This window comes from Alcanivorax hongdengensis A-11-3 (assembly GCF_000300995.1).
GTDB lineage: Bacteria > Pseudomonadota > Gammaproteobacteria > Pseudomonadales > Alcanivoracaceae > Alcanivorax > Alcanivorax hongdengensis.
Genome location: NZ_AMRJ01000030.1, coordinates 1 through 20,299, shown reverse-complemented (window position 1 = coordinate 20,299; position 20,299 = coordinate 1). Strand labels below are relative to the sequence as shown.

Genomic DNA, 20,299 nt, shown 5'->3' with positions numbered 1-20,299 from the left:
GAAAACGGTGGAGCTGTCGGTTCCGGCAAGGATCAAGTCAGAAACGGACAGCGCATCAGGGGGCGCATTGTTAGGGAATGCCAGCCAGAAGGCATTGACTGTCAAGGCGGGCAGGGGCGGGCGTTAGGGTGAATGGGCGTTCACGGGATGTTGAGATTCAAGCAACCCCAACCTCTCTGCGAAGCCGCTGTAGGAGCTTGCCTGCAAGCGATCTGAGCCAAAGCGAGGTAAGGACTCCAGAAGCGAGTTTCGAAAACCGAAAACCGCCAGGCACCAGGGGTTGGTGTTTTGGCGGTCGTAACTCGAACCTTTTACCTGGCTGTTGCGCGGTTCGCGCCTCAAGCGGCGCTCCTACAGCAGCTCTGTAGAAAGGTTTTTCCGCACAGCTGAAAGTTGGCGGCTCGTAGCGGTCTTATTTCTTGCCCTTCCAGCTATACATGGAGGTGGATACGCCCATCCGGTAGGCCACTTCGTCCCAGGCTTTCTGCGGCAGCACCGCCTTGAGCAGCTCGGTGGATTTGGCAATCGGCGGTTCGATCACGAAGCTGTCCTTCTTCTGCATGCCCTTGATGATGCTTTTGACCACCTTCTCGGGGGTCAGCATGGGAGTGAACAGCGGGGTTTTGACGCCGTCGAACATGCCGGTGGAAATATAGCTGGGGCAGACCGTGGTCACGTGCACATGGCGGATCTTGCGCACATCCAGCTCCAGGCGAATGGATTCGGAAAAGCCCACCACCGCCCATTTGCTGGCCGCGTAGGTGCTGCCGTAGGGCAGGCCGACAAAGGCCGAGGCACTGGCGATATTGACCAGATAACCCTGTTTGGCCCGGATCAGGTCATCCAGGAAGGCATGGGTGGTAGCCATCAGCCCTTCGGTATTGATGCGGAAGGTATTGAGGTGCTGTTCCAGGGGCACCTGCTCGAACTCGCCGCCGAAGACCACCCCGGCATTGTTGATCAGTGCCGTGATCGGGCCCACTTCCTCATGGAGCTTGTCGCGGAACTTGGCGATGGAGGCAATCTTGCTGACGTCCAGCACATAGGGGTGGGCCTTGCCGCCGGCGGCCTTGATGCGGTCGGTCACCTCGCGGGCGGCGCTGATGCGGCGGGCGGTAACGATCACCTCCGCCCCCTGGGCGGCAAACTGTTCGGCCATCAGGGCGCCGATGCCGGCACCGGCGCCGGTGATCAGAACACGGTGGTTTGAAAACTGGGCCATGGGCTGTCCTTGCTGAAAGTCAGTGAAGGGCAAAGCTTGTCCTGCTTTGCCCGTCAGCTCAAGGGCCGGGCAGGTCAGAATAACCCATTGTCACATCTGGGGCGGGCGGTCAGCCCGGCAGTTTCAAGCCGGCCAGAATCACCCGGCCCTCCTGCACGGAGCGGGCCCGCAGTTTCAGGCCGCTGACCAGCACGGTGTCGCCCACCACCGCCTGCTTGCCGACCTGCTGGGCAAACAACTCGGTGACGGTGAGTCCCTCGCGCAGGTTGGCCGGGGCCTCCATGCCGTAGATGGCCACCAGTTGGGCGACCGGGGTTTTACCCAGTACCGAGAAATCGCCGTAATAACGTTTTTCATCGCGGCTGAGCTGGTGACACAGATCCGACAGGGCCGACTTGTGGGCCAGCGGTGCCAGCCAGGCAATCATGTCGCCGGCTTCGATGGTGGGGTTGTCGCCGACCCCCAGCACCTGGCGGTTACGGTAGAGCAGCAACGGTGTGCGCTCGTCCTCGCCCAGCTCACTGAGCGGTTTGCCCACCGCCTTGGCGCCGCCTTCCACCTCGAACTGCATCAGGTAGCGGTCGCGGGGCACGGCCAGTGGCACGGTCTGCTTGGGTTCGGTGCTGGGCGGCACCGACACCTTCAGGCGTCGGGCCATGTAGCGCAGGCTGGCGCCCTGGCCAAGCAGGGAAATCAGCACCACCACCAGGGTAATGTCGAACAGCAGCCGGGTCTGACCGACCCCGGCCAGCAGCGGGAATACCGCCAGCACAATCGGCACCGCGCCGCGCAGCCCGGTCCAGGCAATAAAGGTCTTCTCCCGCCAGGTAAAGCGGAACGGCAGCAGGCTGACCCACACCGACAGCGGCCGCGCCAGCAGCATCAGAAAGAAGGCCACCGCCAGCGCCTGGGGCAGGTGGTCGGTGAGCCGCGAGGGCGTCACCAGCAGCCCCAGGATCAGGAACATGCCGGACTGGGCCAGCCAGGCCATGGAGTCCATGGAGCGCAGCACATTGTCGCCGGTGCCGCCCCGGCGGTTGCCGGCCACCAGGCCGGTGAGATAAATGGCCAGAAAGCCACTGCCACCCACCAGGTTGGTAAGCGCAAACACCATGGCGCCGCCGCTGCACAGCAGTAATGCATGCAAGCCCTCATTGCTACGCACGCGCAGCAGCACCTCGCTGAGTACCACCCCCAGCAGCAGGCCGGACAGGGCACCCAGCCCGAACTGCTTGACCAGGGTGACCACCATGCCCAGGCCCCAGTCCGCCTGCGGGTCCACCAGCAGGCCCACCAGCATCAGGGTAATAAAGATGGCCATGGGGTCGTTGAGGCCGGATTCGATTTCCAGGGTGCTGGCCACCCGCTCATTGAGCTTGACGCCGGCGCCCTTGATCACGCTGAACACCGCCGCCGCATCGGTGGAGCCGACAATGCCGCCCAGCAACAGGCCCACGCGCCAGTCCACGTCCATCAGCCAGGTGGTAAAGGCGCCCACCAGCGCCGCGGATACCGCCACCCCCAGGGTAGCCAGGCTGAGGGCCGGCTTGAGGCCCAGCTTGAAGGTACTTAACTGGGTGCGCAGGCCGCCGTCCAGCAGGATTACCGCCAGGGCGATGTTGCCGACCACATAGGCCAGGGAAAAATCATCGAACTTGATGCCGCCCAGGCCATCCTCGCCGGCCAGCATGCCCACCACCAGAAAGATAAGCAGGGCCGGTACCCCGAAACGGGCACTCAGCGACCCCAGCAGCAGGCCGGTGAACATCAGCCCGGTGCCGATCAGCAAAAAAAGGTTGAGAGAATCCAAGCCGTCTTCCGGTTAAGTGACATCAGGGTTCTATAGTAGAATAGCTTACACGCAAGGGGCGATGCGCTACACGTTTGCCGCAGGAGCGTCGCTGGCGGCGCGATGTCAGCCTGGAATCACCGGCGCTTTTACCACAGAGCACACGCAGGCGAAGAGAAACGCTCCGGTCTTTTCGCGGTGAACGCGCGGGTCTATTGCGTGATGCTTGCAGCGAGAAACGTTCCCTTTATACTAGCGCGCCCTTTTGGTCATATTTTGAGCAGCAGGCAAGCCTGCAAGGTAAGTGTGAGATGGACTTTTCCCAGCGATTTGGCGTGATTGTGATCGGTGGCGGCCATGCCGGTACCGAGGCGGCACTGGCGTCCGCGCGCATGGGCGTGTCCACCCTGCTGCTGACCCACAATATCGAAACCCTGGGCCAGATGAGCTGCAACCCGGCCATCGGCGGCATCGGCAAGAGCCACCTGGTGCGCGAGATCGACGCCCTGGGCGGGGCCATGGCCCGTGCCACCGACAAGGGTGGCATCCAGTTCCGTGTGCTCAATGCCCGCAAGGGCCCGGCGGTGCGCGCCACCCGCGCCCAGGCGGACCGGGTGCGCTACAAGGCGGCCATCCGGCACACCCTGGAAAATCAGCCCCACCTGACCCTGTTCCAGCAGGCGGTGGATGACCTGATCGTGGAAAACGGTCGCTGCGTGGGTGCGGTCACCAATATGGGCCTGCGTTTCATGGCCGATGCGGTGGTGCTGTGCACCGGCACCTTCCTGGGCGGCGTCATTCATATCGGCCTGGATAACCACCAGGGTGGCCGCGCCGGCGACCAGCCGTCCAATGCCCTGGCGCGCCGTCTGCGCGAGCTGCCGTTCCGGGTCGATCGCCTGAAAACCGGCACCCCGCCGCGTATCGACGGCAAGACCGTGGATTTCTCGGTGATGGAAGAGCAGTGGGGCGACAGCCCGCTGCCGGTCATGAGCTACCTGGGCAAGGTGGAAGAGCACCCGCAGCAGGTGTGTTGCTATATCACCCACACCAATGCGCAGACCCACGACATCATCCGCGGCGGTTTTGACCGCAGCCCCATGTTCACCGGCGTGATCGAAGGTACCGGCCCGCGCTACTGCCCGTCCATCGAGGACAAGGTCAACCGCTATCCGGACAAGGACAGCCACCAGATCTTCGTGGAGCCGGAAGGCCTGGATACCCACGAGCTGTACCCCAACGGTATCTCCACCAGCCTGCCGTTCGACGTGCAGCTGCAGGCGGTGCGCTCCATCCGTGGCTTCGAGAATGCCCACATCACCCGGCCGGGCTACGCCATCGAATATGATTTCTTCAATCCCCAGGACCTCAAGCACAGCCTGGAGACCAAGCACATGCCCGGGCTGTTCTTCGCCGGCCAGATCAACGGCACCACCGGCTATGAAGAAGCCGGTGCCCAGGGGTTGCTGGCGGGCCTGAATGCGGCGCGCATGAGCCTGGAGCAGGATGCCTGGACGCCGCGCCGTGACGAGGCCTACATCGGTGTGCTGGTGGATGACCTGATCACCATGGGCACCCAGGAGCCCTACCGCATGTTCACCAGCCGCGCCGAATACCGGCTGCTGCTGCGTGAAGACAACGCCGATCTGCGTCTCACCGAAAAGGGCCGCGAACTGGGCCTGGTGGACGACGAGCGCTGGGCCGCCTTCAATGCCAAGCGCGAGGGCATGGCCAAGGAGGAGCAGCGCCTGCGCAGCACCTGGGTGCAGCCCAAATCGCCCCAGGCCGAGGCCGTCAACACCCTGATCGAGAAGCCGCTCAACCGTGAATACAGCCTGATGGACCTGCTCAAGCGCCCGGAGCTGAGCTACGCCAGCCTGGCGCAGGCGGTGGCGCTGGATGACACGCCCTCGGCGGAAGTGATCGAACAGATGGAGATCCTGGCCAAGTACGCCGGCTACATTGATCGCCAGAGCGACGAAATCGAGAAGCTGCGGGCGGCGGAAACCACCGCGCTGCCGGCGGATTTCGACTATGGTCAGGTCAAGGGCCTGTCCAACGAGGTCAAGCAGAAGCTCGGCGAAGTGCGCCCGGAGACTCTAGGCCAGGCCGGCCGGATTCCCGGTGTCACCCCGGCGGCCATCTCCCTGTTGATGATCTACCTGAAAAAACACCAGCATCGGACCCGGGCGGCACAACAGGCATGACCCTTGCTTCCAGACTGGCCCAGGGCGTCGAGGCGCTGGGCCAGCCCCTCAGTGATGACCAACAACGGCGCCTGCTGGCCTACATTGACCTGCTGGTGAAGTGGAACCAGGCCTACAACCTTACCGCCGTGCGTGACCCGGCGGAGATGGTCACCCGTCACCTGCTCGATTCCCTGGCGGTACTGCCCCATGTGTCAGCAATGGACACCCTGGATGTGGGCACCGGCGCCGGCATCCCCGGCATCATTCTGGCGGTGGCGCGGCCGGATCAGCGCTTTGTGCTGCTGGACGCCAACGGCAAGAAAACCCGCTTCGTACGCCAGGCCCGGCGCGAGCTGGGGCTGGACAACGTGGAGGTTGTGCATGCCCGCGTGGAACAGTACCGTAATGCTCCACCACAGATTATTTGCCGGGCGTTTGCCTCCTTGTCGGACATGTTGGCGTTAATGACGCCGATAATCGGCGACACTAGTCGGGTCCTGGCCATGAAAGCGGCCAGTACCGACCAGGAACTGGCGGCCCTGCCCGCTGGCTGGCAGGGCGAGTACCATGCGCTGAGCGTGCCGGGTCTGGATGAACCGCGAACGCTGGTGGTGGTGAACAAGATTTGATGCCTGTTAGGGCATTGCAGACAACGTTCGCAAACATAGTTGTAGGAGCTTGCCCGGCCAGCGATGCTGCCCCCGACAACCACGGCGGATCGCCAGCAGGCGGGCTCCTACAGCGGCAGCACCTGCCGGTGTGCGGGTGTGCCGCAAGGTCTCAATAAGGAGAGCGCAGTGACCACCGTTTTTGCCGTTGCCAACCAGAAAGGCGGGGTGGGCAAGACCACCAGCAGCGTCAATCTGGCCGCCTCCCTGGCAGCGACCCGCAAAAAGGTCTTGCTGGTGGATATCGACCCCCAGGGCAATGCCACCTCCGGGTCCGGGGTGGACAAGTACGAGCCGGAATACACCAGTTACGACGTGCTCTGCGACGAGCTGCCCATCGAGCAGGCCATTACCGGCACCCCGGAAGAGTCCGGCTTTGACCTGATTGGCGCCAATGGCGACCTGACCGCCGCGGAAGTGCAGCTGCTGGACATGAAGATGCGCGAATTCCGCCTGCGCAACGCGCTGGCCCGCATCCGTGACCGCTATGACTACATCATCATCGACTGCCCGCCATCACTGAACATGCTGACGGTCAACGCCCTGACCGCGGCGGACTCGGTGATCGTGCCGATCCAGTGCGAGTACTACGCGCTGGAGGGACTTACCTCGCTGATGAACACCATCGAGAAGATCCGCTCGGTGCTCAACCCCAAACTGCATATCGGCGGCCTGCTGCGCACCATGTACGACCCGCGCAACAGCCTGTCCAACGATGTTTCCAACCAGCTGATCAGTCATTTCGGCGACAAGGTCTACCGCACCATCATTCCGCGCAACGTGCGGCTGGCGGAAGCGCCCAGCCACGGCGCACCGGTGATCACCTATGACCCCAAGTCCCGTGGCGCGATCAGTTACCTGGCGCTGGCCGGGGAAATCCTGCGTCGTGAACAGGCGCTCAAGAATCAGCCGGCGGCAGCTTCATAAGGAAAACGACGATCATGGCGGCAAAGCGTAAACGCGGTCTCAGCAAGGGGCTGGATGCCCTGCTCAGCAGCAACGAGTCCTACCAGCAGCGTCACCAGGACGAGGTGAGCGTAGAGCCCGGCGAGGCGCGGGCCGATATGGCCAGCCAGCCGCCCCGTGACGGTGAACTGCGCCACCTGCCGGTGGAATACATGGAGCGTGGCCGCTATCAGCCGCGCCGGGACATGTCCCCGGATGCCCTGGAAGAGCTGGCCGAGTCGATCCGTGCCCAGGGCGTGATGCAGCCCATCGTGGTGCGCCCGCTGGGCGAGAAGCGTTTCGAGATCATCGCCGGTGAGCGTCGCTGGCGGGCCGCGCAGATGGCCGAGCTGGACACCATCCCGGCGGTGGTGCGCGAAGTGCCCGACGAAGCCGCCATTGCCATGGCGCTGATCGAGAACATTCAGCGCGAGAACCTCAATCCCATGGAAGAGGCCATCGCCCTGGGGCGCCTGAAGGAAGAATTCGGCCTTACTCACCAGCAGGTGGCCGATGCGGTGGGCAAATCCCGCGCCATGGTCACCAACCTGCTGCGGCTGATGAGCCTGGAGCCGGACGTCAAGAAACTGCTGGAGCATGGCGACCTGGAAATGGGCCATGCCCGCGCGCTGCTGGCGTTGACCGGCAACAAGCAGGTGGAGGCGGCCCGCACCGTGGTGGCCCGCGGCCTGTCGGTGCGCCAGACCGAGGAGCTGGTGCGCGATTTCGAGAAGGCCAAGCCGGCCAAACCGGCACCGACCAGGGAAGATCCCAATGTGCGGGCGCTGATCAACGACCTGTCCGAGCGCCTGGGCGCGCCGGTGCAGATCCAGTCCGGGCAGGGCAGCAAGGGCAAGCTGGTGATCAGTTACAACAATCTGGACGAACTGGACGGCATTCTGGCCCATATCAAATAGCCGGAAATCGTGCGTCATTGTTGGGCAATCGCGGTTGATTCCCATCAACGATGCCACTATACTGCCGGCCCTGAAAACGAGACGACATTCCGGGCGCTTTTAAGCAAGCCGGAACCCCCTAGCCGACGGCTTTTATAGCGCGCCGGCTTTTGTATGGGTGAATCTCGCACAGTGGTTAAAATTTGAGCATTTGTCGGGCCCTCACTTCACACCCGCCGCGACCCATTAATGCTCAGGCCCGAAAGGGCAAGGATGGAACCGATGGCCAGCAAAAAGACGGTCTGGGGTGGTGACATCATGAAACCGCTGCTGTTGAGAATGTCGCTCTGGCAGCTGGGCCTTTTGCTGCCGATCGCTGTGATCATCGCAGCCCATGATCGGCTTCTTGCCCTCTCCATACTGTTGGGTGGTCTTTCTTTTTCGCTGCCCCACTGCTGGTTTGCCTGGTATGTGTTCCGCCCTCGCGGGGAAGAGCACGACGCAGAGCAGACTTCCCGCCGCCTGTATCGTGGCGAGGCACAGAAATTGGTACTGACGGGTGTACTTTGTGGGGTGACGTTCACGCTGGTGCAGCCGTTAAATGCCGCGGGTTTTTTCTCCGCTTTTTTTGCAATGATGATTCTGGGTTGGGTCACCTCAGCCCGGCTCGCACACGGAACAGATCAGGTCTGACAGGGCGAAAGCATGGCTTCAGAACATTCTTTGACATCCTCTGAGTATATCCAACACCACCTGACTCACCTGACCTGGGGTAAGCTCCCCGCTGGTTTTGAGCGTGCCGATGGCACCGTGCTTGACGCACCGACCTGGACCCTGGCCACCACCGGCCACGAAGCGTCCTCCATGGGTTTCATGTCCGTTAACCTGGACACCCTGGGCTGGTCGTTGGCACTGGGTCTGATTTTCTTCGTGATTTTCCGCATGGTGGCCCGCAAGGTGGTCGCCGACGTACCGTCCGGTACCCAGAACTTCGTGGAAACCGTTGTCGAGTTCGTGCAGGACAACGTCAAGAGCATGTTCCCCTACCAGAACAAGATGGTGGCCCCCATGGCCCTGACCATCCTGGTGTGGGTATTCCTGATGAACTTCATGGACCTGATCGCCATCGACCTGCTGCCCTACGGCGCGCAGCTGTTCGGCGAGCATGTCCTGGGCATGGATCCGCATCACGTCTACTTCAAGATCGTGCCCTCCACCGACCCGAACATCACCATGGGCATGGCGTTCTTCGTCTTCCTGCTCATCCTGTTCTACAGCTTCCGCGAAAAGGGTCTGGGTGGCTTCCTGGGTGAACTGTCCCTGCACCCGTTCAGCAGCAAGAACATGATCGTTCAGGCGCTGTTTATTCCGGTCAACTTCATTCTTGAATTCGTCAACCTGATCGCCAAGCCGGTCTCTCTGGGTCTGCGACTGTTCGGCAACATGTATGCCGGCGAGATGATCTTCATCCTCATCGCACTGACCTACAGCGGCGGCCTTGGCATGGGCGTGTTCGGCGGCTTCCTGCAGATCCTCTGGGGTATGTTCCACATCCTCATTATTTCCCTGCAGGCGTTCATCTTCATGGTGCTGACCATCGTGTACATGAGCATGGCCTACGACACCGGCGAAGACCATTAATCCAATTACCCACTTAATCACTCAAAACGGGAGTTAACACAGTGACTGAAGCACAATCCCTTCTGATCCTGGCAAGCGGCATCCTGATGGGCCTGGGCGCTGTAGGCGCGGCTATCGGTGTAGGTATCCTGGGTTCCAAGTTCCTGGAAGGCGGCGCTCGCCAGCCGGAGCTGATCCCGATGCTGCGTACCCAATTCTTCATCGTAATGGGTCTGGTGGACGCGGTGCCGATGATCGGCGTTGGTCTGGGCATGTACGTCATGTTCGTACTGGCGGGAAGTTAATCTCACCACAACCCACGACTTAGTGTCCCTGTTAATAGTGGAGAAGCGGTGTGGACTTTAACTTGACGTTTATTGGGCAAATGATCGCATTTGCCATATTCGTTTTCCTGACCATGCGCTACGTCTGGCCGCCCATCACGCAAGCGATGGAAGAGCGCCAGAAAAAAATCGCAGACGGTCTCAGTGCCGCCGATCGCGCCGAGCGTGATCTGCAACTGGCTCAGGAAAAGGCTGCGGCCGACCTGAAAGAAGCCAAGGCAAAGGCTGCGCAAATCATCGACCAGGCCAATCGCCGTGCGAACCTGATCGTTGACGAAGCCAAGACTCAGGCTCGCACCGAAGGTGAGCGTCTGATCGAGCGTGCGCAGTCCGAGATCGAACAGGAAATGAATCGTGCTCGTGAGGAGCTGCGTAAGGCAGTTTCCGCACTGGTGATCGACGGTGCCGAGAAAGTACTGGGCAGCGAAGTGAAGCAGGACGCGCACAACGACTTGCTGGCGAAGCTGGCGGCGGAACTCTGACAGAAGCGGGAACCCCATGGCTGAACTGACCACCATCGCACGCCCCTACGCAAAGGCTGCTTTCCTGTTTGCCCAGGAAAACAATGCCCTTGATCAGTGGGAGCAGATGCTGGGCCTGGCAGCGGCAGTGGCCAACGACGCCACCATGCGTGCCTACCTGGACCAGCCAGAGCTGGATGACGCGGTAAAGGCTCAGGCCTTTGCGCAAGTGTGCGGCGAAGACCTCAACGAAGGTGTACGCAACTTCATCGCCCAGCTGGCGGACAACAAGCGCCTGGCGCTGTTGCCGACCATCCTGCAACTGTTCCACGAGCTTCTGGCCGAGCAGAAACGGATGACGGATGTGGAGCTGGTCTCCGCGTTCGATCTGGATGATGCCGCGGTCGAAAAACTGGTGGCAGCTCTGAAGAAACGCCTGGGCCAGGATGTGAATGTAAGCACTTCCGTGGATCAGGGCCTGATCGGCGGCGTCATTATTCGCGCCGGTGATACCGTAATTGATGGCAGTGTGCGTGGCCGACTGAACCGTCTGGCAGAGCAACTGAACTCTTGAGTTTGAGGGATTAGAGATGCAGCAACTCAACCCGTCCGAAATCAGCGAGATTATCAAGTCGCGCATCGCGAAACTTGATACCTCCACCGAAGCACGGAACGAAGGTACGGTAGTATCCGTATCCGACGGTATCGTGCGCATTCATGGTCTGGCCGACGTCATGTTCGGTGAAATGATCGAGTTTGAGGGCGGCGTCTATGGCATGGCCCTCAACCTGGAGCAGGACTCCGTCGGCGCCGTGGTACTGGGTGACTACCTGGGCCTGGCCGAAGGTCAGAAAGTTAAGTGCACCGGCCGTATTCTGGAAGTGCCCACTGGTCCCGAATTGCTCGGTCGCGTCGTTGACGCCCTGGGTAACCCGGTTGACGGTAAGGGCCCGATCGACGCCAAGACTACCGACGCCGTGGAAAAAGTGGCGCCGGGCGTTATCTGGCGTAAAGAGGTTAACGAGCCGGTGCAGACCGGTTACAAGGCCATCGACTCCATGGTGCCGATCGGTCGTGGTCAGCGTGAGCTGATCATCGGTGACCGTCAGATCGGTAAAACCGCTGTGGCCGTTGACGCGATCATTGCCCAGAAGGGCACTGGCGTTAAGTGTATCTACGTTGCCGTGGGCCAGAAGCAGTCCACCATCGCCAACGTGGTACGCAAGCTGGAAGAGCACGGTGCACTGGAGCACACCATCATCGTGGCTGCCTCCGCCTCTGACCCGGCTTCCATGCAGTTCCTGGCCCCGTTTGCCGGCTGCGCCATGGGCGAGTACTTCCGTGACCGCGGTGAAGATGCCCTGATCGTTTATGATGATCTGACCAAGCAAGCCTGGGCCTATCGCCAGATCTCCCTGCTGCTGCGTCGTCCGCCGGGTCGTGAAGCTTACCCGGGTGACGTGTTCTACCTGCACTCCCGTCTGCTGGAACGCGCCGCCAAGGTAAACGAAGACTACGTTGAGCAGTTCACCAACGGTGAAGTGAAAGGCAAGACCGGTTCCCTGACCGCGCTGCCGATCATTGAAACCCAGGGTGGTGACGTATCCGCGTTCGTACCGACCAACGTGATTTCCATTACCGATGGTCAGATCTTCCTGGAAACCAACCTGTTCAACTCCGGTATCCGTCCGGCGATGAACGCGGGTATCTCCGTATCCCGTGTAGGTGGTGCTGCCCAGACCAAGATCATCAAGAAGCTCGGCGGTGGTATCCGTCTGGCACTGGCTCAGTACCGTGAACTGGCGGCGTTCGCCCAGTTCGCTTCTGACCTGGACGACTCCACCCGCGAACAGCTGGAGCATGGTCAGGCCGTTACCGAGCTGATGAAGCAGAAGCAGTACAGCCCGATGAGCATCGCCGAAATGGGCGTTGTACTGTACGCCGCCAACGAAGGTTACCTGAAAGGTATCGAAGTCGAGAAAATCGGCGCCTTCGAATCGGCCCTGCTGGACTACTTGAACAGCGAAAAGAAAGCGTTGATGGACAAGATCAACGAGAAGGGTGACTACAACGGCGAGATCGAAGCCGAGATCAAGGAATCTCTCGATCAGTTCAAAGCCACCCAGACCTGGTAATTCGCTGAATAAAGGATAATTCCTATGGCCAGCGGTAAAGAGATTAAAGGCAAGATCTCCAGCGTCCAGAGCACGAAGAAGATTACTCGTGCGATGGAGATGGTGGCGGCCTCCAAAATGCGCAAGGCGCAGGAACGCATGGCGGCCAGCAAGCCGTATGCGTCCCGCATGCGTCAGGTTGTTGCGCATCTGGCGAACGCCGATACGGAATACCGCCACACCTATCTCAAAGAGCGGGACGTGAAAAACGTCGGCTACATCGTAGTGACCTCCGATCGGGGTCTGTGTGGTGGCCTGAACGTGAACCTGCTCAAGAACGTTGTCAAAAACGCCAAGCAGTGGGAAGACAAGGGCGTCAAGGCCAGCTACTGCGTAGTCGGCTCCAAGGGCGTCAGCTTCTTCAAGAGCGTCGGTGGCAACGTTGAGGCAACCGTTAACGGTCTGGGTGACACGCCTCACCTGAACGACCTGATCGGTTCCATCAAGGTGATGCTGGAAGCCTATGAAAGCGGTGAGATCGACCGTCTGTACGTGGTGTACAACGAGTTCGTCAACACCATGACCCAGTCGCCCAAGACTGTTCAGCTGCTGCCGCTGGAAGCGGCGGAAGATGAAGAGCTGAAGCGTCACTGGGACTACATTTACGAGCCCGACCCGAAGATGTTGCTCGAAGATCTGCTGGTGCGGTTCATCGAGTCCCAGGTGTACCAGGGTGTGGTTGAAAACAACGCCTGTGAGCAGGCAGCGCGGATGATCGCGATGAAAGCCGCCAGCGATAACGCCGGCGACATCATCCGGGATCTGCAATTGGTGTACAACAAGGCACGCCAGGCTGCAATTACGCAGGAAATCTCCGAAATCGTTGGTGGTGCTGCTGCGGTCTGATCGTCACGCAGTCAGACGCGGCAAAAACGCAAGTTAAGAGGATGCAAGCATGAGTAGCGGTCGTATTGTTCAGATCATCGGTGCTGTGATCGACGTGGAATTCCCGCGTGACAGTGTACCGAAGGTATATGACGCCCTCACCGTGGACGGTACTGAAACTACCCTGGAAGTTCAGCAGCAGCTGGGCGACGGCGTGGTGCGTACCATCGCCATGGGCTCCACCGAAGGTCTGAAGCGGGGCCTGAATGTTACCGACTCCGGTGAGCCGATTCAGGTGCCGGTCGGTACCGAGACCCTGGGCCGTATCATGGACGTTCTGGGTCGCCCGATCGACGAAGCTGGCCCCATCGGTGAAAAGGAGCGTATGTCCATTCACCGTGAAGCGCCCTCTTACGCGGATCAGGCAGCTACCAACGAACTGCTGGAAACCGGTATCAAGGTGATCGACCTGGTCTGCCCGTTCGCCAAGGGTGGTAAGGTTGGCCTGTTCGGTGGTGCGGGTGTAGGTAAAACCGTAAACATGATGGAGCTGATCCGGAACATCGCGATCGAGCACTCCGGTTTCTCCGTGTTTGCCGGCGTGGGTGAGCGTACTCGTGAGGGTAACGACTTCTACCACGAGATGAAGGACTCCAACGTACTGGACAAGGTATCCCTGGTATACGGCCAGATGAACGAGCCGCCGGGTAACCGTCTGCGCGTGGCACTGACCGGCCTGACCATGGCCGAGAAGTTCCGTGACGAAGGTCGTGACGTACTGTTCTTCGTGGATAACATCTACCGTTACACCCTGGCCGGTACCGAAGTATCTGCACTGCTGGGCCGTATGCCCTCAGCGGTAGGTTACCAGCCGACCCTGGCGGAAGAGATGGGCGTTCTGCAGGAGCGTATTACCTCCACCAAGACCGGCTCCATCACCTCCGTACAGGCGGTATACGTACCGGCGGATGACTTGACTGACCCGTCCCCGGCGACCACCTTTGCTCACCTGGATGCGACCGTGGTACTGAGCCGTGACATCGCTTCCAAGGGTATCTACCCGGCGATCGACCCGCTGGATTCCACCTCTCGTCAGCTGGATCCGCTGGTTATTGGCTACGAGCACTACGAAGTGGCCCGTGGCGTTCAGACCGTACTGCAGCGCTTCAAGGAGCTGAAGGACATCATCGCCATTCTGGGTATGGACGAGCTGTCCGAAGAAGACAAGATGGTTGTGGCCCGCGCCCGTAAGATCGAGCGTTTCCTGTCCCAGCCGTTCTTCGTGGCCGAGGTGTTCACTGGCTCCCCGGGTAAATATGTATCACTGAAAGATACTCTGGCGGGTTTCAAGGGTATCCTCAACGGTGACTACGACCACATTCCGGAGCAGGACTTCTACATGAAGGGTTCTATCGACGAAGTGGTAGAAGCCTACAACAAGCGTAGCAAGTAACCTCCACCGGGAGACAAGCAAATGGCGATGACCGTGCATTGCGACATAGTAAGTGCAGAACGCCAGCTGTTCTCCGGTCTGGTTGAGATCGTGGTGGCTTCCGGTGCGGAAGGTGACCTCGGTATCATGCCCGGCCATACTCCGCTGCTGACCCGGCTCAAGCCGGGTCCGGTACGGGTGAGAAAGCAGAATGGCGAAGAGGAAATCTTTTACGTATCCGGCGGCTTCCTGGAAGTGCAGCCGAAGCTGGTAACCGTCCTGGCCGACACTGCCGAGCGTGCCGAGAACATGGACGAAGCCGAAGCCGAGCGCGCCAAGGAGCGTGCCCGGGAAGCCCTGGAAGGGAAGAACTCCGAAATGGATTATTCCCGCGCCGCGGCAACCCTGGCGGAGGCGGCCGCCCAGCTGCGTACCATTGAAGAGTTGAAGAAGAAGGCCAAGAAGTAGATCTCGGCCTGATTTTGCAAAACTTCAACATATAAAGGGTAGCCTGGTGCTACCCTTTTTTGTTTTAAAGATTATGTAATTCAACACCGGTGATCCGGTGAACCCGCAAGGACAGGCTCATGACATTAGCAGTAGTAATTCTGGCCGCCGGCAAGGGAACGCGCATGAAAAGTGCGCTGCCGAAAGTGCTGCACCCGATTGCCGGCAAACCCATGGTGCAACATGTTGTGGATGCGGCTGCCGCCCTGGAGCCTGGCAATACCGTCATCGTCTACGGTCATGGCGGTGAAATGGTCAAAACCCGCGTGCAGGGCAGCCAGCTGGGCTGGGCTGAACAGGCCGAGCAACTGGGCACCGGCCATGCGGTGGCCCAGGCCATGCCGCTGGTGAAAGAAGACGTGGTGCTGGTGCTGTACGGCGATGTACCCCTCATCCGGCCCGAGACACTGCAGGAATTCATCGCCTGTGTGAATGACAATACCCTGGCGCTGATGACCCTGATCATGGACGACCCCAGCGGCTATGGCCGTATCGTCCGTGATGGCCAGAACCGGGTGCAACGTATCGTCGAGCAGAAGGATGCCAGCGAAGCGGAACTGGGCATCAACGAGATCAACACCGGCATCCTGGCCTGCCCGCGCGCGTTCCTGGCCGACTGCCTGCCGAAACTGTCCAGTAACAATGCCCAGGGCGAGTACTACCTCACCGACGTGATCGCCATGGCGGTGCAGAGCGGCTTGACAGTGGATACCGTCCAGCCTGCCCATGCCTGGGAGGTGGATGGCGTCAACGACCGGGTGCAACTGTCACGGCTGGAGCGTATCTACCAGCGCGTCCAGGCCGAAGACCTGATGCGTGACGGCGTTGCCGTAAGCGACCCCGCGCGACTGGATATCCGCGGCAGCGTGCAGATCGCCAGCGATGTGGTGATCGACGTGAACGTGGTACTGGAAGGCGACGTTACCATCGAGGAAGGCGTGGTGATCGGCCCCAACTGTGTTATCCGTGACGCCAACATCGGCGCCGGCACCCGGGTGGAAGCCTTTTCCCTGATTGACGGCGCCATTGTTGGCGAGCATTGTCAGATCGGCCCCTATGCGCGTCTGCGTCCGGGCACCGAGTTGGCCGACAGTGCCAAGATCGGCAACTTTGTGGAAACCAAGAAGTCCTACGTGGGTGAAGGCTCCAAGGTCAATCATCTCACCTACATTGGCGACAGCCACATCGGCAAGGACGTCAACGTGGGCGCCGGCACCATTACCTGCAACTATGATGGTGTGAACAAATTCCAGACGGTGATGAAAGATGGCGCCTTTATCGGCTCCAATGCCTCACTGGTGGCACCGGTTACCATCGGTGAAAATGCCACGGTCGGTGCCGGTAGCACCGTGACCAAGGATGTGGAAGACAACAGTCTGGCAGTGGCCCGCGGCCAGCAGCGCAACGTGGCCAACTGGCAGCGCCCCAAAAAGGAAAAGTAAGTATGTGTGGAATCGTCGGCGCCATTGCCCAGCGCAATGTCACCAATATCCTGATCACCGGCCTCAAGCGGCTGGAGTACCGTGGCTATGACAGTGCCGGTGTGGCCTTGCTGGATGACAATGGCATCACCCGGGTACGTCGCCAGGGCAAGGTGGCGGGTCTGGAAGACGCGGCCCATGAACAATCGGTGACCGGCTTTACCGGCATTGCCCATACTCGCTGGGCCACCCATGGCAAACCGTCAGAGGCCAACGCCCATCCGCATATGTCTGGGGGCGATCTGGCATTGGTGCATAACGGCATCATCGAAAACTTTCAGGCGCTCAAGGACGAACTGGAAGCCGCCGGCTATCACTTTCAATCCCAGACCGATACCGAGGTCATCGTTCACCTGGTGCACCAGGCCCTGGACCAGGGGCTGGCACTGTTTGACGCGGTCAGCGCGGTGGCAAAGAAACTGGAAGGGGCCTATGCGCTGGGCGTTATCCATGCCAGTGAACCACACAAGTTGATTGCTGTTCGCTCCGGTAGTCCGCTGGTGATCGGCCTTGGCATCGATGAAAACTACATTGCCTCCGACCAGCTGGCCCTGCTGCCGGTGACCAACCGTTTTATCTTTCTGGAAGAGGGCGATCAGGCAGAAATCACCGTTGATGGTATTCGCATCGTAGATGCATCCGGTGTGGCGGCAGAGCGTAGCATCCATGAGTTTGATGGCACCCACGAAGACGCGGAAAAGGGTGAATATCGCCATTACATGCAGAAGGAAATCTTCGAGCAGCCGGCGGCCATCCAGAAAACCCTGGAAGAGCGCATCGACAGTCCGGAAACCCTGATCAACGCCTTTGGTGAAAAGGCCCCGGCCATCTTCGACCAGGTAAAGACCGTACAGATTGTTGCCTGCGGCACCAGCTATCACGCTGGCATGGTGGCGCGCTACTGGCTTGAAGACATCGCCGGTATCCCCTGTCAGGTGGAAGTGGCCAGTGAATTCCGTTACCGCAATCATGTGGTGCCGGAAGGCACCCTGTTCGTAACCATTTCGCAAAGCGGGGAAACCGCCGACACCCTGGCGGCCCTGCGCGACACGGCATCCCCCAACTACGTGGGGCGCCTGGCGATCTGCAACGTGGACAGCTCTTCGCTGGTGCGCGAATCCGAACTGGTGTTCCTCACCAAGGCCGGCCCGGAAATCGGTGTGGCCTCCACCAAGGCCTTCACCACCCAGCTCACCGGCCTGCTGATCCTGGTGCTGGCCCTGGGACGACGCAAGGGACTCGCAGACAGCGAAATCGAGAAGGTACTGGCGGAACTGCGTCAGCTACCCAACCTGATCGAACAGGCCTCCGCCCTCGACAAACCCATCGAAAGCCTGTCGGAAGCCTTTGTGGAAAAACACCATACCCTGTTTCTCGGTCGGGGCGTGCAGTACCCCGTCGCCCTGGAAGGGGCGCTCAAGCTCAAGGAAATTTCCTACATCCACGCCGAAGCCTATCCGGCCGGCGAACTCAAGCACGGCCCCCTGGCCCTGGTGGACAGCGAAATGCCGGTGGTAGCCGTGGCCCCCAACGACGAACTGCTGGAAAAGCTCAAATCCAACCTGCAGGAAGTCCGTGCCCGTGGCGGCGAGCTGTTCGTGTTTGCCGACAAGAATGCCCACGTGAAAGAAAGCGAAGGTGTGCGCGTGCTCAACATGCCCGCAGTACCGGAAACCATTGCACCGATCGTCTACACCGTACCGCTGCAGTTGCTCAGCTATCACGTGGCTGTCTTGCGCGGCACCGATGTGGATCAGCCGCGCAATCTGGCGAAGTCGGTGACAGTGGAATAACAATTGATAATTGAGAATGGATAATTGATAACGAAGCCCGGCTATGCCGGGCTTTTTATTTCCCAACACATCAACAACGCCGCCGTAGGAGCGACGCTAGAGTCGCGAACAACCCTGTCTCAGGAAAGCTCCGTAGCCCTCTACCCCTCAAAACGCTAATCCGCCGCCGCAAGAATGCCCTCAAAACCAATGGATGCAGCCCAGACGATTCTGGCCGTCGCCACTAATGACAGCACAAAGCTGCGCTATGTGGTCGGAGCCAACGCCCGCCTGGCCCCGTTTTCCCGCACGCGCCAAGACCTGGCCCCGTTTTTCTCCGGGTGGTATCCCTGAATGTCTTCCTCTTTATTCCGGTGCTTGTTTCCCGAGGGCAGAAAGGGTTTCATGAGATGATCGCTGGGACGCGGGTCATTTGCGCTGGCAAAAATACTTAAAAAGTTGATCGGGATCCACGTTACCAGTGTGGCGCTGTCTCGTAAGGACGTTGTTGTCTGCGCGATAGACGACGTGGGCTGGGTGGGCTGGGGGGCGCACGGGCAATACCTGACCTCCACATTCGGCTAAGTAAAGAAGTGGAGTTTTCTCGTGGAAAATATTAACAATATAATAGACTTTATAGTCAGCTTGGTTTCTTCTGATGGGTGGTCTAATTTTGGCCAAGGCCTTGGTTCATTGTTGACTAGTGCGGCTGCCTTGCTTGCTTTATATGTGGGTAATAAGAGTCTCAAGAGGATGATGCTTGGAGAATCTATTAAAATGAAGATGGCTGATTTTCAGCAATCAAACAGCAATGTTGCAAAATCAGCAATGAAAACACTAGATGATTTGATTAATGATGAAACTGAAGACGGCCCTGCAAGCTTAGAAGACCTAGAGAGACATCTAGACCTTGCAAAGCGCTTACACAAAAGAAGCTATGGATCAGCGGACGTATCTCAAACCTTCTCGTTCTTGGCTATGCGTATGCTTGATTACTGCTATAAGAATTATGGTAAAGGTAGTCCGCTTATTTCATACGCCCAATTAAATTCATTTATGACCATTATTGCTGAGCGTGTTTTCAATGCATCTTCAAATGCAGTAATTGCACCTGATCAAATTAAAGTATTACCTCTCCATAGACCCCAAAGAAAATATAAAAAAGATATTGCAGAGAGTCGAGCCAAAAGAATCCAAGGCTTGGATTCTGGTATAGATCTTAGGCCAAACAGCTCTATTGTATGTGGATTTTATGAGATTTATAGAAGACATTTCCCAGAAGCGAAATATCTATCAGCTCTTACGTATCTTTTACGTAGCAATGATTTTGTTAAGATATCAATGGAGGCGAACAAAGTTTTTTCCCCTGCGGTGATAAAATCGCCAGAAGAAAACCCGTTAGGGGCTGTTAAAGAGCTTTGGATAACCGGATTTAAAACATCGACCCAAATAATTCCTGAAAGAAAAGAGTTCGTTACATTTTTCTACATGTCGAGGGATTACAATTATAAATTCGTCCACAATATAAAAACAATTGAAGATATAACTAAAGAATTTTCCCCTGTTGATAGCAAAGTGAAATTAAATAAACTTTTCGAAAGTGCTACTCTGTCAAAATCCGATGACGAAATTTTGATTATTAAAATTCCAAGAGAAAAGTGTAAGAGCGGTTTTTTAAACCGATTTTAGATAAGTGACGAGTTTTTATTGAGGTCGTGATCAGAGTAAAGCCTTTTTTATGCCGAAAGGTCGCAGTCAGGTCTCCCTATCCCGATGGTCAATAGGTGGCACCCACATATTGGAAGATCTCCTATGCTGAGAATGTGTGCTCTCTGATGTTGTACTGATGGATTATTCAGTTTGTTTTTTTTGATATAAATTTATGTGTGTCCCTTTCTTTGCCTTTCTTTTTCTAGATCTGAACCCGGATCCCGTACGGTTTCGGTAGTGTTCAGAATTCTGTGTCATTTCTTT

At 58.6% G+C, this 20,299-nt stretch carries 18 protein-coding genes; 16 read left to right on the top strand and 2 right to left on the bottom strand.

The features are described from left to right. Positions 1-412 precede the first annotated feature (412 nt). Positions 413-1,222 (bottom strand): SDR family NAD(P)-dependent oxidoreductase, encoded by an 810-nt coding sequence (locus tag A11A3_RS14555; protein WP_008930088.1) that lies wholly within the window; start codon positions 1,220-1,222, stop codon positions 413-415. Positions 1,223-1,331: 109 nt separating this feature from the next. Continuing rightward, positions 1,332-3,032, bottom strand: a complete 1,701-nt coding sequence (locus tag A11A3_RS14550; RefSeq protein ID WP_008930087.1) for a potassium/proton antiporter — start codon at positions 3,030-3,032, stop codon at positions 1,332-1,334. Positions 3,033-3,322: 290 nt separating this feature from the next. Here A11A3_RS14550 and mnmG point away from each other — a divergent pair, with 290 nt between their 5' ends. The 16 genes from mnmG to A11A3_RS17825 all read left to right on the top strand — a co-directional run bounded on the left by mnmG (position 3,323) and on the right by A11A3_RS17825 (position 20,014). After that, entirely contained in the window at positions 3,323-5,218 is a 1,896-nt protein-coding gene (gene mnmG, locus A11A3_RS14545) for a tRNA uridine-5-carboxymethylaminomethyl(34) synthesis enzyme MnmG (protein WP_008930086.1), read from the top strand. Further along, a complete protein-coding gene (gene rsmG, locus A11A3_RS14540) occupies positions 5,215-5,829 on the top strand; it encodes a 16S rRNA (guanine(527)-N(7))-methyltransferase RsmG (RefSeq protein WP_008930085.1) in 615 nt (204 codons plus the stop codon). Before mnmG ends, rsmG begins: the two co-directional genes overlap by 4 nt. 168 nt (positions 5,830-5,997) lie before the next feature. Further along, entirely contained in the window at positions 5,998-6,795 is a 798-nt protein-coding gene (locus A11A3_RS14535; protein WP_040297258.1) for a ParA family protein, read from the top strand. Between the two features lie 14 nt (positions 6,796-6,809). Beyond that, positions 6,810-7,730, top strand: a complete 921-nt coding sequence (locus A11A3_RS14530; protein ID WP_008930083.1) for a ParB/RepB/Spo0J family partition protein — start codon at positions 6,810-6,812, stop codon at positions 7,728-7,730. A 261-nt stretch (positions 7,731-7,991) separates the two neighbouring features. After that, a complete protein-coding gene (locus A11A3_RS17305; RefSeq protein ID WP_008930082.1) occupies positions 7,992-8,402 on the top strand; it encodes an ATP synthase subunit I in 411 nt (136 codons plus the stop codon). Between the two features lie 12 nt (positions 8,403-8,414). Continuing rightward, positions 8,415-9,350: a F0F1 ATP synthase subunit A gene (atpB, locus tag A11A3_RS14520; protein ID WP_008930081.1), complete on the top strand. Its 936-nt coding sequence runs from the start codon at positions 8,415-8,417 to the stop codon at positions 9,348-9,350. Positions 9,351-9,391: 41 nt separating this feature from the next. Then, positions 9,392-9,634 carry a F0F1 ATP synthase subunit C gene (gene atpE / locus A11A3_RS14515; RefSeq protein WP_008930080.1) on the top strand — a complete coding sequence of 81 codons (243 nt, stop codon included), beginning with the start codon at positions 9,392-9,394 and terminating at the stop codon, positions 9,632-9,634. Positions 9,635-9,684: 50 nt separating this feature from the next. After that, the gene (locus A11A3_RS14510) at positions 9,685-10,155 is read left to right on the top strand and encodes a F0F1 ATP synthase subunit B (RefSeq protein ID WP_008930079.1); all 471 of its coding nucleotides are present in this window, start codon (positions 9,685-9,687) and stop codon (positions 10,153-10,155) included. Between the two features lie 16 nt (positions 10,156-10,171). Then, a complete protein-coding gene (locus A11A3_RS14505) occupies positions 10,172-10,708 on the top strand; it encodes a F0F1 ATP synthase subunit delta (protein WP_008930078.1) in 537 nt (178 codons plus the stop codon). Positions 10,709-10,724: 16 nt separating this feature from the next. Further along, positions 10,725-12,269: a F0F1 ATP synthase subunit alpha gene (atpA, locus tag A11A3_RS14500; RefSeq protein ID WP_008930077.1), complete on the top strand. Its 1,545-nt coding sequence runs from the start codon at positions 10,725-10,727 to the stop codon at positions 12,267-12,269. Between the two features lie 24 nt (positions 12,270-12,293). Further along, positions 12,294-13,154, top strand: a complete 861-nt coding sequence (atpG, locus tag A11A3_RS14495; protein ID WP_008930076.1) for a F0F1 ATP synthase subunit gamma — start codon at positions 12,294-12,296, stop codon at positions 13,152-13,154. Positions 13,155-13,203: 49 nt separating this feature from the next. After that, positions 13,204-14,586: a F0F1 ATP synthase subunit beta gene (gene atpD / locus A11A3_RS14490; RefSeq protein WP_008930075.1), complete on the top strand. Its 1,383-nt coding sequence runs from the start codon at positions 13,204-13,206 to the stop codon at positions 14,584-14,586. Positions 14,587-14,607: 21 nt separating this feature from the next. Next, positions 14,608-15,033, top strand: coding sequence for a F0F1 ATP synthase subunit epsilon (locus A11A3_RS14485; RefSeq protein ID WP_008930074.1), 426 nt, complete (start codon positions 14,608-14,610; stop codon positions 15,031-15,033). 119 nt (positions 15,034-15,152) lie between these two features. After that, complete coding sequence (gene glmU / locus A11A3_RS14480; RefSeq protein ID WP_040297257.1) at positions 15,153-16,514, top strand: bifunctional UDP-N-acetylglucosamine diphosphorylase/glucosamine-1-phosphate N-acetyltransferase GlmU; 1,362 nt, start codon at positions 15,153-15,155, stop codon at positions 16,512-16,514. Between the two features lie 2 nt (positions 16,515-16,516). Next, a complete protein-coding gene (gene glmS, locus A11A3_RS14475; RefSeq protein ID WP_008930072.1) occupies positions 16,517-18,346 on the top strand; it encodes a glutamine--fructose-6-phosphate transaminase (isomerizing) in 1,830 nt (609 codons plus the stop codon). Between the two features lie 585 nt (positions 18,347-18,931). Next, positions 18,932-20,014, top strand: coding sequence for a hypothetical protein (locus tag A11A3_RS17825; protein WP_157375741.1), 1,083 nt, complete (start codon positions 18,932-18,934; stop codon positions 20,012-20,014). Positions 20,015-20,299 lie beyond the last annotated feature (285 nt).